Source organism: Bradyrhizobium sp., from assembly GCF_035652035.1.
In the GTDB taxonomy this organism is placed as follows: domain Bacteria; phylum Pseudomonadota; class Alphaproteobacteria; order Rhizobiales; family Xanthobacteraceae; genus Bradyrhizobium.
In genome coordinates, this window is the sequence record NZ_DASREO010000031.1 from 45,945 (window position 1) to 59,302 (window position 13,358).

At 61.5% G+C, this 13,358-nt stretch carries 12 protein-coding genes; 4 read left to right on the forward strand and 8 right to left on the reverse strand.

Features of this window, described 5'->3' with window-relative positions:
* Position 1: 1 nt before the first annotated feature.
* Complete coding sequence (locus tag VFB05_RS10970; RefSeq protein WP_325012078.1) at positions 2-328, forward strand: hypothetical protein; 327 nt, start codon at positions 2-4, stop codon at positions 326-328.
* Between the two features lie 134 nt (positions 329-462).
* Here VFB05_RS10970 and VFB05_RS10975 read toward each other — a convergent pair whose 3' ends face one another.
* The 3 genes from VFB05_RS10975 to clpS all read right to left on the reverse strand — a co-directional run bounded on the left by VFB05_RS10975 (position 463) and on the right by clpS (position 4,494).
* Positions 463-1,371 carry a dioxygenase gene (locus VFB05_RS10975; RefSeq protein ID WP_325012080.1) on the reverse strand — a complete coding sequence of 303 codons (909 nt, stop codon included), beginning with the start codon at positions 1,369-1,371 and terminating at the stop codon, positions 463-465.
* Positions 1,372-1,465: 94 nt separating this feature from the next.
* Positions 1,466-3,889 carry an ATP-dependent Clp protease ATP-binding subunit ClpA gene (gene clpA / locus VFB05_RS10980; protein ID WP_325012083.1) on the reverse strand — a complete coding sequence of 808 codons (2,424 nt, stop codon included), beginning with the start codon at positions 3,887-3,889 and terminating at the stop codon, positions 1,466-1,468.
* A gap of 272 nt (positions 3,890-4,161) precedes the next feature.
* Complete coding sequence (gene clpS / locus VFB05_RS10985; RefSeq protein WP_325012220.1) at positions 4,162-4,494, reverse strand: ATP-dependent Clp protease adapter ClpS; 333 nt, start codon at positions 4,492-4,494, stop codon at positions 4,162-4,164.
* 888 nt (positions 4,495-5,382) lie between these two features.
* On the opposite strand from clpS, the gene VFB05_RS10990 reads away from it, so the two are divergent.
* Complete coding sequence (locus tag VFB05_RS10990) at positions 5,383-7,179, forward strand: D-alanyl-D-alanine carboxypeptidase (RefSeq protein WP_325012085.1); 1,797 nt, start codon at positions 5,383-5,385, stop codon at positions 7,177-7,179.
* Between the two features lie 193 nt (positions 7,180-7,372).
* Here VFB05_RS10990 and VFB05_RS10995 read toward each other — a convergent pair whose 3' ends face one another.
* Positions 7,373-8,104 (reverse strand): DnaJ domain-containing protein, encoded by a 732-nt coding sequence (locus tag VFB05_RS10995; protein ID WP_325012222.1) that lies wholly within the window; start codon positions 8,102-8,104, stop codon positions 7,373-7,375.
* A gap of 139 nt (positions 8,105-8,243) precedes the next feature.
* Between VFB05_RS10995 and VFB05_RS11000 the strand changes: the two genes are divergently transcribed.
* Positions 8,244-8,642, forward strand: a complete 399-nt coding sequence (locus VFB05_RS11000) for a DUF302 domain-containing protein (protein WP_325012087.1) — start codon at positions 8,244-8,246, stop codon at positions 8,640-8,642.
* 5 nt (positions 8,643-8,647) lie between these two features.
* On the opposite strand, the gene VFB05_RS11005 is transcribed toward VFB05_RS11000, so the two are convergent.
* From VFB05_RS11005 to VFB05_RS11015, 3 genes are all read right to left on the reverse strand, one after another.
* Positions 8,648-9,400: a VWA domain-containing protein gene (locus tag VFB05_RS11005; RefSeq protein WP_325012089.1), complete on the reverse strand. Its 753-nt coding sequence runs from the start codon at positions 9,398-9,400 to the stop codon at positions 8,648-8,650.
* Between the two features lie 134 nt (positions 9,401-9,534).
* A complete protein-coding gene (locus VFB05_RS11010; protein WP_325012091.1) occupies positions 9,535-10,398 on the reverse strand; it encodes an alpha/beta fold hydrolase in 864 nt (287 codons plus the stop codon).
* Positions 10,399-10,747: 349 nt separating this feature from the next.
* Positions 10,748-11,671, reverse strand: a complete 924-nt coding sequence (locus tag VFB05_RS11015; protein WP_325012093.1) for a division plane positioning ATPase MipZ — start codon at positions 11,669-11,671, stop codon at positions 10,748-10,750.
* A gap of 282 nt (positions 11,672-11,953) precedes the next feature.
* Here VFB05_RS11015 and panC point away from each other — a divergent pair, with 282 nt between their 5' ends.
* On the forward strand, positions 11,954-12,805 hold the full coding sequence (gene panC, locus VFB05_RS11020) for a pantoate--beta-alanine ligase (protein WP_325012095.1): 852 nt from the start codon (positions 11,954-11,956) through the stop codon (positions 12,803-12,805).
* Between the two features lie 16 nt (positions 12,806-12,821).
* Here panC and VFB05_RS11025 read toward each other — a convergent pair whose 3' ends face one another.
* A complete protein-coding gene (locus VFB05_RS11025; protein WP_325012097.1) occupies positions 12,822-13,262 on the reverse strand; it encodes a DUF1489 domain-containing protein in 441 nt (146 codons plus the stop codon).
* Positions 13,263-13,358 lie beyond the last annotated feature (96 nt).

The window sequence follows — 13,358 nt, forward strand, 5'->3', positions numbered from 1 at the left end:
CGTGATCCTGTATCTGCTGCGCGTTGCGCGCCAACAGATCAACGGCGGATTCGACGAGCGCCGATGTCGATCCAATCTGCTGCGCCCGCGCGATACCAGCACCGATCTGGGTCTGGTCCGCGGCATTTGCACCAGCGCCGCTGAGCAAAACGGCAAAAAGAGTTACAGCTCCATGACGAATCAAGGCGGCCTCCATTCTTCATTTCATGAAAATCGAAGCGCGAAAGACTCAAATTCACGGACGCAAAAGCCTGCCTTCGCGCTCGACGGCGGAACGCTTAGTCGTCATGGATGTCTGCTGCATGAAATTTACATGTCCAGCAATTGACCGACACATTGCGAAATCATTTCGGTACCGGTTGTGTTTGACTCACAACGCGATTTGCCGAGTCGATTGTTGCGACACGGTCAGAAATATTTTTCAGAATCGAAAAGCGCTGGCGTCATGTTGCGAAACATAAGTCAAGCTGCCGGTACCTTGCCACGGATCGGAGCGATCGGCCGCCGCGCCTCCCCCGCTTCCAGCACAAAGCGCTGATCGAGCGAATACCACGGCGCCTTAAAGCCGTGTTCGGCCGACGGCGTATCATGGCGGACATAGTTGCCAATCAGCGCCCGCGTGACGCCGAACTGCACGTCGGAATCAATGTTCGGATCGTCAGGTGAGTAGACCTGCGTGATCAGCGTCTTGAGGCCGGTTTTGAACACCATGAAGTGCAGATGCGCGGGGCGGAAGTTGTGGCGGCGGGTGGCGCGCACCAAGTCGCCGACCGGGCCATCGATAGGTATCGGATAACCGGCTGGCTTCACGCTGCGGAAGTTGAATCGTCCATTTTCGTCAGAGACAAAGCGTCCGCGCAAATTCATCTCGGCCTGCTTGGCATCCTGGTTTTCATAAAGGCCTTCCGGCGAGGAATGCCAGACGTCGACCTCGGCACCCGCGACGGGATCGCCATTCGTATCTTCGAGCGAGACCGAAACGAATAACTCCTCGCCTGGCGTCGGCGAACGCAGCAGCGAACTCCCGCTCGCGCACATCGGCTGATCGTCGCGCCAGAATGGTCCGAGCATATTGGCCTGGGTCTCGCTCGCGCCCTGATTGCCGTTATTGAGCAGACAGACCAAAGGCGACACGCCGAGCGAACCGGCCATCAGCATCACCTCGTTATGCGAGGCGGTCGTCTTCTGTCCCATCGCCGCGATGAGCCGGACCGCTTCGCCGAACTCGCGTTCGGTGAGGCGCACCTCGCGCACAAAGCCGTGCAGGTGCTTGACCAACGCCAGCAGTATTTCCCGCAAGCGCGGATCCTCGACTCGCGAGAAGGCCTCTTCGACCGCGTCCGTCACCATGGCCTGGTTTTCGATGATCATATCGGCCTCCCGGCGCCGCCCTCTTGGCTGGCCTTGTTCTAACAAAAAGGCCGGCGCGATGCGCCGGCCTTTCTCAATCCTGATTTTGCCTGCCTCAGGCCTTGACCAACGGGCCTCGCGAGGCCGGGCCTTTCGACCCGCCACCGCCATTGGGACCGGGACCGCTCGGCTTCGGCTTGCGCGGCGGCGTGCGCTTGCGCGCGCCGGGCAGCTTCTCCGGCTTCGGCGTAACCGGGCCATCGACAAAATCGAAGCCGATCTTGTCCAGCGACGTCGCCTCGTCCTTGACCAGCACGACGCGCACGTGGCCGCCGCCCTTGAGCTTGCCGAACAACACCTCGTCGGCGAGCGGCTTCTTGATGTGCTCCTGGATCACGCGCGCCATCGGCCGCGCACCCATTTGCTCGTCATAGCCATGCTGGATCAGCCAGGCCTTGGCGGGCTCCGAAAGCTCGATCGTGACGTCGCGGTCGGCGAGTTGCGCCTCGAGCTGAAGCACGAACTTTTCGACCACCATGCCGATCACATCGGCATTGAGATGCGCGAACGAGATGATGGCATCGAGACGGTTGCGGAACTCCGGTGCAAACTGCCGGTTGATCGCCTCGTGATCGTCGCCTTCCCGCTTGGAGCGCGTGAAGCCGAACGCCTGACGCGCCAGATCCGACGCCCCGGCATTGGTGGTCATGATCAGGATCACGTTGCGGAAATTGACCTGCTTGCCGTTATGATCGGTCAGCCGTCCGTGATCCATGATCTGAAGCAGCACGTTGTAGAGATCGGGATGCGCCTTCTCGATCTCGTCGAGCAGCACCACGCAATGCGGATGCTGGTCCACGCCATCGGTGAGCAGGCCGCCCTGGTCGAAGCCGACATAGCCGGGAGGCGCGCCGATCAGGCGCGACACTGTGTGCCGCTCCATGTATTCGGACATGTCGAAGCGCAGAAGCTCGACGCCGAGGCTTGCGGCCAGTTGCTTGGCGACCTCGGTTTTGCCGACGCCGGTCGGACCCGAGAACAGGTAGCAGCCGATCGGCTTCTCCGGTTCGCGCAGGCCTGCGCGCGCAAGCTTGATCGAAGCGGACAGCGACTCAATCGCCCGGTCCTGACCGAACACCACCCGCTTCAAGGTCTGCTCGAGGTGCCGCAGCACTTCGGCGTCGTCCTTCGAAACACTCTTGGGCGGAATCCGCGCCATCGTGGCAATCGTTGTCTCGATTTCCTTGATGCCGATCGTCTTCTTGCGCTTGTTCTCGGCAACCAGCATCTGCGCCGCGCCGGATTCGTCGATCACGTCGATCGCCTTGTCCGGCAGCTTGCGGTCGTGAATATAGCGCGACGACAGCTGCACCGCGGCCTCGATGGCCTCGTTGGTGTATTTCAGGCGGTGATAGTCCTCGAAATAAGGCTTCAGGCCCTTGAGGATCGCAATCGCGTCTTCCACCGTCGGCTCGTTGATGTCGATCTTCTGGAAGCGCCGCACCAGTGCGCGGTCCTTCTCGAAGTGCTGACGATATTCTTTGTAGGTCGTCGAACCCATGCAACGGATGGTGCCGGAAGCGAGCGCCGGCTTCAGCAGGTTGGACGCGTCCATCGCGCCGCCCGAGGTGGCGCCGGCGCCGATCACAGTGTGGATTTCGTCGATGAACAGGATCGCGTTCGGATGCGCTTCGAGTTCCTTCAGCACCTGCTTCAGGCGTTCCTCAAAGTCGCCGCGATAGCGCGTGCCGGCGAGCAGCGTGCCCATATCGAGCGAAAACACCGTCGCCGCTGACAGCACTTCCGGAACTTCGCTGTCGACGATGCGCTTGGCGAGCCCTTCCGCAATCGCGGTCTTGCCGACGCCGGCTTCGCCCACAAACAGCGGATTGTTCTTCTGCCGGCGGCACAGCACCTGGATCGCGCGGTTGATTTCGGAATTGCGCCCGATCACCGGATCGATCTTGCCGTCACGTGCCTTCTTGTTGAGGTTGACGCAATAGGTCTCGAGCGCTTCGCCCTTCTTCTTGGCGTCCTCGTTGCCCTTGGTCTCGGTCTCCTCGTCGACGCCGCGAACCGGGCGTGCTTCCGAGACGCCCGGCCGCTTGGCGATGCCGTGGCTGATGTAGTTGACCGCGTCGTAACGCGTCATGTCCTGCTCTTGCAGGAAGTAGGCGGCGTGGCTTTCGCGCTCGGCAAAGATCGCGATCAGCACGTTGGCGCCGGTGACTTCCTCGCGGCCTGACGACTGCACATGAATAACCGCACGCTGGATCACGCGCTGGAAGCCGGCGGTCGGCTTGGCGTCGTCGGCGCCGTCAGTCACCAGATTTTCGAATTCGGTTTCGAGATAGTTGACGAGGCTGGAGCGCAGCTTGTCGAGATCGACGCTGCACGCGCGCATGACAGCCGCGGCATCTGAGTCATCGATCAACGACAGCAACAGATGTTCGAGCGTCGCATATTGATGATGACGCTCGTTAGCTATCGCCAGCGCACGATGCAGGGATTGTTCTAGGCTTTGGGAAAAAGTCGGCATTCGCGTCCTCTACGGCCCCCGGCCATCATGATCGTCGTTGGCCGGTGAGGCAACAACAACCTTTGCCATATATAGTTGCTCCCGATCATGGCGAAAGACCGGTTCGCTATCGTTCTCCCTGCACGCTGAAGTGAAGATACGGATTTACCCGTGGTTTTTCGGGTTAACGATCCAGCCAATGCAAGACCCGTTCCTGTTTTCGGGCACAAACCGCGGGAATACGTCAACTACCAATTCGGCTAGGGACCGATTCCGACATTCGGGCGGCGACGTTATTTCTTTTCCATCACGCATTGCAGAGGGTGCTGATGCTTGCGCGCGAAATCCATCACCTGCGTTACTTTCGTTTCAGCGATTTCGTAGGTAAAAACACCGCACTCGCCGATGCCGTGATGATGGACGTGCAACATGATCTTGGTCGCGGCCTCGACGTCCTTCTGGAAAAATTTCTCCAGCACGTGAACGACAAATTCCATCGGCGTGTAGTCATCGTTCAGGATCAGGACGCGATAGAGATTGGGCCGCTTGGTTTTCGGCTTGACCTTGGTGATGACGGAAGTGGCCGGGCCGCCGGTTCCACCGGGGCGGTTTTCGTCGCCGGCCATGCGAGGCGAGAAGGAGGCGATTGACGACGGTTCAGGGCTGGTAATCAAGCGTAACATGGCAGGGTGTTTGAAGTCCTCTTACGGAAGCCGCATAACGACCAAACGAGGTTCTCAAGCGACACGAACCTTCGGCCAACTACCAGATACCTCCTGACCGTATGCCCCGTGCCAGCTCGGCCCGTTTTTCGGCCTGCGGCGCGCAGAAGAATATGTGTCCAGCCTTGCCCAACCGCAAGCTCGGAAAATATTCACGACGGCGCAGGTCGAGATCCCGGTCAGGATCGCTGTGCCAGCCGCAATCGCCGGGTGTGCTGCGAACCCGATTCCCCAGTCAGCGTTCCCAAAGCTTAGTCAATTCAGCTTACTTTGACAAAGCTGGCCGAATTGAAGACGTCGCAGTTTTTGGCAGCTGAACTATTTTTCGATGCGGCGCTCGGCCGTATCTGGCTGTCACAGAACGCCTTCAACCAGTGAGCTCGTTCCGCCTCGAGCCAGCATTCGGAAACTGTCGGCGTTGTCTGCGGCGGACGGTAAAGCCAGCCCCTCGCCACAGCCCTGACGCAGCTACCAGCCGCAAGAACTTTGTGCATTGCACAAAGCGCGCAGGCAGCTACACTGGAAAAACTCGAATCCCGCAGTTTTCCGCAAGCCTTTCTTAATCATTTGGAAACTCCACGCCCCTACCCTGATTCCTCAGGTCTGTCCGGCTGCGGACGGGCTCGGAAATCTGTTTGTGAACAGCGTCTTAGCTAGAATGGCGGACTGTCGGCCGACGCGGCGGAATGAGCCTCGCTGTCGGTTTCTGAACAGGGAAACCCGCTGCTCCGTTGGGCATAATTTGGCCTCACGAAGCGGTGATCAAGACAGAACAATGGGACGGGAAAGTTCATGCATCGGACCAGCTTGGTGACCTCGCGCCGCCTGCGCGCCTGCATTTTCGGGTTTGTTGCGGTCACAGCCGCCGTCACTTTTACCACCGACCTCGCCGAGGCACGCCGTTACCGTCACTCCTCCCATCACTATGTCCGTCATCACCACGCGGAATCGTCGGAAGACAGCTACAGCCCGCAGTTCTCCGAGATCATCGTCGACGCCAATTCGGGCGCGACGCTTTCGTCAAGCAATCCCGACGCGAGCCGCCACCCGGCATCATTGACCAAAATCATGACGCTTTATCTGCTGTTCGAGCGCCTCGACGCCGGCAAGATCAAGCTCGACACCGAAATGCCCGTGTCGCGGCACGCCTCCGAACAGGACCCGACCAAGCTCGGACTGATGCCTGGCCAGACCATCCGCGTCGAAGACGCAATCAAGGGACTGGTGACGCGGTCGGCTAACGACGCCGCCGTCGTGATCGCGGAAGCGCTCGGTGGCGAAGAAGACGATTTCGCCAGGATGATGACCCGCAAGGCGCACATGCTCGGCATGAGCAAGACGGTCTATCGCAACGCGTCCGGTCTGCCCGATGACGAACAGGTGACGACGGCGCGCGATCAGGCGACGCTGGGCCGCGCGATCCAGGATCGGTTTCCGCGCTACTACCGCTATTTCTCGACCGCATCTTTTACCTTCCGTGGCCATTCGATCGCGAACCACAACCACCTGTTGGGTTCGGTCGAAGGCGTGGACGGTATCAAGACCGGCTATACGCGCTCGTCCGGCTTCAATCTTGTGACTTCGATGCGCAGGGGCAACCGCCACCTGGTCGGCGTGGTGATGGGCGGCCACAGCGCCGGCTCGCGCGATGCGATCATGCGCAACCTTCTCGCCGAAAATCTCGAGAAGGCCTCGACCCACCGCACGGTCGCTGCGATCACCGACCACAACACGTCCGATAGCAGCGTGGCGGTTGCCAGCACCGAGGATGCGGCGACGCCGCCGGCTCCCTCCGCCGCGTCGTCAGTTCCACCTTCGATGGCGCCGGCAGCCCCGCGACCGGCGGCAGCCGCATCGCTGATGTCGCAGGCAAGAGCCGATGCGTCATCAGCCAAGTCTGATGGCAAGACCGAACAGGCCAAGATCGAACCAGCGCCGCTGACGAACGGCGTGCTCCAGGCCCAGGCCATCGCGGCCATTCCCGGCAACACCGAGCCCATGAAGCCGGTCAAGGTGAAGACGGTCCAGATCAAGGCCGGACAGGTCAAGTTGGCCTCCGCCTCATCGACCCCGGCGGCCCCGCCCGTCACCAGCGCGATTCCCGCTCGTCCCGACGTTGCGGAAACCTCCAGCGCGGTCGTTGCGAAGGCCGATAACGCCGCGAGGCCCGACGTCGCCCGCACCGACATGCCGCCGCAGCCGCCCGGCCATGGCACCGGCAACGGCATCCTCGGCGTGCTGCCCGCTTCCAGCATCGGGGCTTCGCCGTCGCAGGCGATGGCCTATGCCGATCCCTCCCCGCCGCAGCCGACCCCGGCTCCCGCCAAGCCCGAAATCGTCCACACCGGATGGATCGTCCAGGTCGGTGCGCTCGAAAGCGAAAGCGAAGCGCAGCAACGGATCGAGGCCGCGCGCAATCAGGCCCATGGCCTGCTCAACAAGGCCGAGCCTTTCACCGAGCCGGTCGTGGCCAAGGGGGACCGCAAGCTATTCCGTGCCCGTTTTGCCGGCCTCGACCGCGATCAGGCTGAAGCCGTCTGCAAAACGCTCAAGCGCAGCGACATTTCCTGCATGACGGTACGCAACTAACTTCCTTAAAGCTTTAGGCAAAACGGGCGGCCACTTAACGGGGCCGCCCGTTTCGTTTGCAAACTTCTCGTCAAGCTTTTGCGGTTAGACCTTAAGCAAGATCAGCCACGCCGGACAACGGCGGGCGATGGCGGCGTCACGCGGGTGGAAGGCTGCGGCTCAAGAGCCTTCAGCGTTTGATGGCGTACCGGAGTTAGTTGCGATGCGTGCGAAGCAGAACCTCTTTGGCCTCGTTTACCCGGGCCGCGAGGTACGTCGACCCCCCTTGGTCGGGATGCAGTTTCTTCATGAGCATGCGGTGGGCACGGCCGATCTCGTCGCGCCCCGCGCCCGCCTTCAGGCCAAGGATCTGATAAGCCTCCTCGTCCGACATTTTGCTGCTCGCCGCCGCACCGCGTTGCCGCCCTGCCGCATCTCCTTGCGCGTTCTGACGCCAAGCGGGAAACCGGCGGTCCAGATAGCTTTCAAGTAACGGCACGCTTTCGGCGTCCAAAGCGCCGAACATCGAAAGCAACGCCGGAAGATCGAAATCCTCCAGTGAGCGGCCGGCATTGGGACCGGAAACGATCGTCCCCGTCAGCGCGCCGCTATCGTGATCCAGGGTCATCTCGAAAAAACGGGAGCGTACGCGCGAGGCCTTGCCGCCCGAGTGCCGCCCGCCGAGACCGCCAAAGAGCCTGCCTATCGCGCCGAAAGGCTGGTTGCCGAGCGGCGCCCATCCCAATAGCCCGGCGCCAAAGATGCCAAGCGGAATAGCGACCTCGGGGTTGCCCCTGAACAAGCTGAATGCGGCAACGGCAAGCATCACGACACCGCCGCCGATCTTGATGGCACGCGCCAGCACGGCCGGATTGGCTGCGCGAAACATCTGCAGCAGCAAATAGAGAGTGATAATGGCGACGAGGCCTGCGACCAGTGTGGGCATGGCCGCAATATAGTTTGGGCACACGAAAAAGACATAGCGGCCCCTCGTCGCTGACCGATTGTCAAAAAGTGCTTTCGCGCTGCGCCAAGCTGACGCTATCTCTATCGTTCGAGGTCGTGGAATTCCGGTGGAGTGCAACATGGTGGTGCAGGGTTTGACGACCATCAAAAGCAGCCATGCACCCGACGAAACGATGACTCGGCTGGAAGCCGCAGTGAAAGCGAAAGGCTTGACCGTCTTCGCCCGGATCGACCACGCCGCGGGCGCATCCGCCGCCGGTCTTCAATTGCGTCCGACCGAAGTTCTGATCTTCGGAAATGCCAAAGGCGGCACGCCCCTGATGCAAGCAGCACAAACGATCGGGATCGACCTGCCGCTGAAGGCGCTGGTCTGGCAGGACGCCTCGGGCGATACCTGGCTATCGTGGAATGATCCGGCGTGGATTGCGGCACGGCATGGCGCGAGCGGGGTTGGAGCCGTGGCCGCGAAGCTCGCGGCACTTCTGGAAGACCTGGCCAAGACCGCAACGGCGGCGTAGCGCCGTCACTTCATCTGGCCGAGCAGATTGGCCGCGCCACGGTCGTTTCGTGAAAGCCTCAGCAGGGCCTCGCGTCCTCCCGCGGCATAGGCCGCTGCTGCACGCAACAGCTCCCGCAACTGCGCGGCCGCGCCGGGATCGAACCGCGACCACGCTCCTCCCGTCAGCCGCGCGATTTCGCGAAACGCCTTTTCGACCGCGCCATCACGGCCCTCCTGAAACATGAACACCGGCACCTTGAGCAAACCGAGCTCACCGGCTTTCACGCAGAGCTCCTCGACGTCTTCCTCCATGGCGTCGCCGACAAACACGATCGCTCGCACGCCGGACGACGCGGCCTCGCGCCGCGCTTCGGACAGCACTTTGCCGATCTGGGTGTTGCCGCCGCGGCAATCGATTTTGCCCATCAACCTCGCCAACGTGGCGCTGTCGGAAATCCAGGTAGAGGCACGGCATTCGTTGAAGCCGCGGTAATAGACCAGACGGATATCGAGGCTACCGAGCGAGGCCGCTTCACGAAACATGTCGGCTTGCAGCGCGCATGCCATGTCCCATGTCGGTTGGCGGCTCATGGTGGCGTCGAGCGCGAAGATCAGCCGGCCCTTGCTGCCTGCCGCATAGGGCGACATCGCCTTCGCCTTGGCGACAAAGGCGGCGATGTCCTCGGAGGTCGACGGCTGCCGCTCCGGCAGCGGGTTGCCCTCGCCGCCTCGCGTCACGCCCTTGCCTGATTTTGAGTTGCTGGGATCGCCGGACATCGCCTGCTCCTGCAGGTCCAATGTGGGTTGCTCCCCTCAGCCGGTCAATGCAGCAGTGCCAGACTTGGCCCTGGGCAAGCCCTGTATAAAGGCAAACCCGGCGCAAGCCGGGCCCGACCCAAAACGACAGCCGGTCAGTTGTTGGCGACAGGCTTGAAGGGCGTGACGGGTCCCGCCTCGGTCATCACTGGCTGCACGCTGGTCTGAATCGGCCGAAGGTCGCTGTCGCTATCGTCGTCCAGCATCTTGTCCAGCGTTTCCTGGATCTTCGCCTTGGCTTCGTCGGAACCGGTATCGCGCATGTCGTTGTGCTGGAACGAGGTGCGCACCACGGTGATCCCCGCCTTCTCGCAGATGTCTTCGCTCGGAACGACGCCCGGATCGGGCTTGAAGACCGGGTCCTTCGAGCGGAATGAGATGATCTTGAATTTGCCATCGGTCATAAACGGCACGCGCAGATTGTCGAGCGTCACGACCTTCCTGATCTGGTCGGGATAGAGCTTGGCGAAATACATCGAGATATCGCCGCCGTTCGAGTGACCGATCATGGTGAGGTGATCGTAGTCGGCGTTCGGGTGAATCTTCTTCAGTTCGTCGATCGCAAAGCGGATGTTGGCGACCCCGCGATGATACTGCGGCAGACGGCCGACATAGAGTTCGCCGACCTTGGTCACCAGCGGCGCATCGGTTGCGAGATCGTGCTGGATGCTTGCCACCATGTATCCGCGGGCGGCAAAGAGATTTGTCAGGAAGGAGTATTCGGTGAACTTGACGGTGTTGCCGTGATTGAGGATGGCCACCGGCAACTTGATCAGCCCGGCCTCTGCCTGCATTTCACGATCGCGGCGAACAGCGAGATCGACTGCAACCGGTCGCTCGCCGCGCGAGGCATCATAAAACATCAGCGTCTCGTGGCGGATCGCCCACTTGCTGATGGTGAGATAGGCGACCGCAACCACTGCGGTCAGCGAAAGCAGAACGGCAATTCCACGTTTCATGTTCGTCCTCTGCGGGACCGCTTCAATCGCGCCTGAATCTCGGGTCCGGACGCATCTTCACAGAGCCTTAATATAAATCACGCTGCGGTGACAGAAAGGCCAAATATTGGCTCTCCGCCGCCTGATCGTTGTGCGACGCACCATTCCGTAGGCATTGAGACGTTTGGAAGTGACCCGCCAGACCGCACGCAGAGATGGATTCCTTTGCACCAAGAAGGGGTTCACACCCTCGGTAAAGCGTCGGTAAAACAAGGCCCTGGTAAACGGGCGGTGAGCGCAATCCTTCGAAATTCGAAGGTAAATCCAGGCCGTACCGCGAACGCACCCGCCGGTATTTTTGCGTGCCCAGTCAGGCGCCGATGATGTCGTGAAGTTCGAGCGGCTTGTCGACCTGGCTGAACCATTCGGCCCGGTTGGCGGCGCGGCGGCGGCCACGGTCATCCAGCGGCAATTTGAGCTGCCGCAGCAGGCTGGTGACTTCCTCGCGCGCGGTGACATGTCCAAGATTCGGGCGCGTACCGAGCGTTTCCTCGTCCAGATCGTCGAGCGCCGTCAGGCCACGCGGAAAAAACTCGCGATACACGACGCGCTCCGCGAAGCCGTCGACCGAGCGGAAACCCAATCGCAGCGACAACTCTTTCAGCCCGTCGGCGACGAGCTGCTTGTTGCGCGATCCCAGCATCGACAGGCGGTTGCGGACGACAATCCAGTCGGTCGAGACCCCGTCGACCTGCCGGCGTTTGCGCCGCGTGTCGCGGACCATCTCGGCGTAATGACTTTCGCCGGTGACCGAATAGGTTTCGGGGTCGACGGTTCCCAAGACGTCGAAGTCAAGGAAGCTGTCGTTGATGGGCGTGACGAGGGTGTCGGCCATCGAATGCGCCAGCCGCATGAGATAACTGTCGGAACCCGGCGTATCGATCACGATGAAATCGAAACTGTGCTCGACCGCCCGCACTGATTCTTCGAATTGTTCGAATTCCGTGATCTCGTTTTCGGCGATCTGCATGGTCTGGCCGAGCTTGATGCAGCGGTGCACCGGAAGCTCGAGGTCGAGCCCGGTCCGATTCGCCCAGGCGCGGCGGTTGTTGATGTAGCGGGTGAAGCTTTGCTGGCGGCAATCAAGGTCGATGGTCGCGACGCGCTGGCCGGCCTTGAGCAGCGCGACGGCAATATGCAGGGCGGTAGTGGACTTACCCGAGCCGCCTTTCTCGTTGCCCAGCACAACGACATGAGCCGAGCCTGACTGACCCTGACTAGTCTGCAGCAACATGCCTTCGACCCCCTTTCGTCATCTTCAAATTCCGCGCGTGCGTGGTCAAGTAAAATGCGCAAACGTCATCGCAAATCGCCAGCGAGCCTGCGGGTATGATGAATCGCGCGCTTCGTCCGCATGTACAACTCGCATGAAGCGCGCCGGTTGCCGAAACTTGCGGCCGGCTGTCGCCGTGCTTGGCGACCGGCCGCAGAGCTTGGTAGAGTCGGACCGCGTCCCGTCGCCGGGCCGCAACAGCCGACGCCCGCCACTCCTCCCCGCCCCGAAGATCGAGACCCGATGCCGTCACGCCCCACGATCGCCCGCACAATCCCTGCGCTGCGCCGCGCGCTCGAAGGCCTTCGTGCGAGAAAAGCCTCGATTGCGCTGGTCCCGACCATGGGAGCACTCCATGACGGCCATGTGTCGCTGGTGCAGCTGGCGAAGCGGCGCGCCCGCAAAGTGGTGGTGTCGATCTTCGTCAACCCCACTCAGTTCGCGCCATCGGAGGATTTCGGATCCTACCCGCGCACCTGGAAATCCGATCTCGCCAGGCTGACCGCCGAAGGCGTCGACCTCGTCTGGAATCCCGACGTCGGGACCATGTATCCGGACGGCTTTGCGAGCCGTATTATTACGGACGGGCCGGCAACGGTTGGTCTTGAGGACCGCTTCCGGCCGCACTTTTTCGGTGGCGTTGCAACCGTGGTCGGCAAGTTGTTCACGCAAGTCCGACCCGACATCGCTGTCTTCGGCGAAAAGGATTTTCAACAATTGCGCGTGGTGACGCGGATGGCCGCCGACCTCGACCTTGGCGTCAAGGTGATCGGTTCCAAAACCGTGCGCGAACGCGATGGGCTCGCGATGTCGTCGCGCAACGTCTACCTGACGCCGGAACAGCGCCACGCCGCGCCGATTCTGTTCCGGACCATGAAGGAGGCGGCGCGCCGCCTTCGTGCTGGCGAAGATGTTCATGCCGCGGTGGGCAGCGCCGTCGAAACGATCTCGGCTGCCGGGTTTTCAGTCGACTATTTCGAGATCCGGCACGCCGAAACGCTTGCCCCGATCACGTCGCTCCGGGATGGGCCGCTGCGGATTCTGGTTGCCGCCAAAATCGGAACCACCCGGCTCATCGACAACATCGCCGTCTAACGGCGCGTCAGGGAACCTACAGAAGCCCGAGATCGCGCAATTCGCGGCGCATCGGCTCCGGCATGGCGGCAACGCCCAATGCTGCGGACCTGCTGAAATCGGGCGGGGCAGCGTCGGCGTCGAAATATCGCCATCCCTGGAAGGGCCGCATCGGACGCGGCGAAACCGGGATCACCTTCGGCTGCATCACGAGGCGGCACCGGCCGATGCCGTCCTTGTCGCGAAAGGGTTCGATGGCGATCAGCTTTTCGCGGGCGGCGATTTCGCCCCGAATGACCCAATAGAGCGAGCCTCCGGCAAGGATCTCTTCGATTCGCTTGGGCGTCATCCGCGTGACGTGGGTATGGTGAGCCGGGAGGCCCTTCTTCCTGGCAGCTTTCATCCGCTCGGCGACCCACTCTTTGAGGTCCTTCACGGAGTCGCAGCCAACACAAAGCTTGATCAGATGAAGCGGCATCCCGACGATATCGCGAACAAGAGTGGTATGGTTTTCACCTTCGCTAACTGCCCGCCCCCGGCTGGGTCAAGCAAGTCACAAGTTCAGAACTCCACC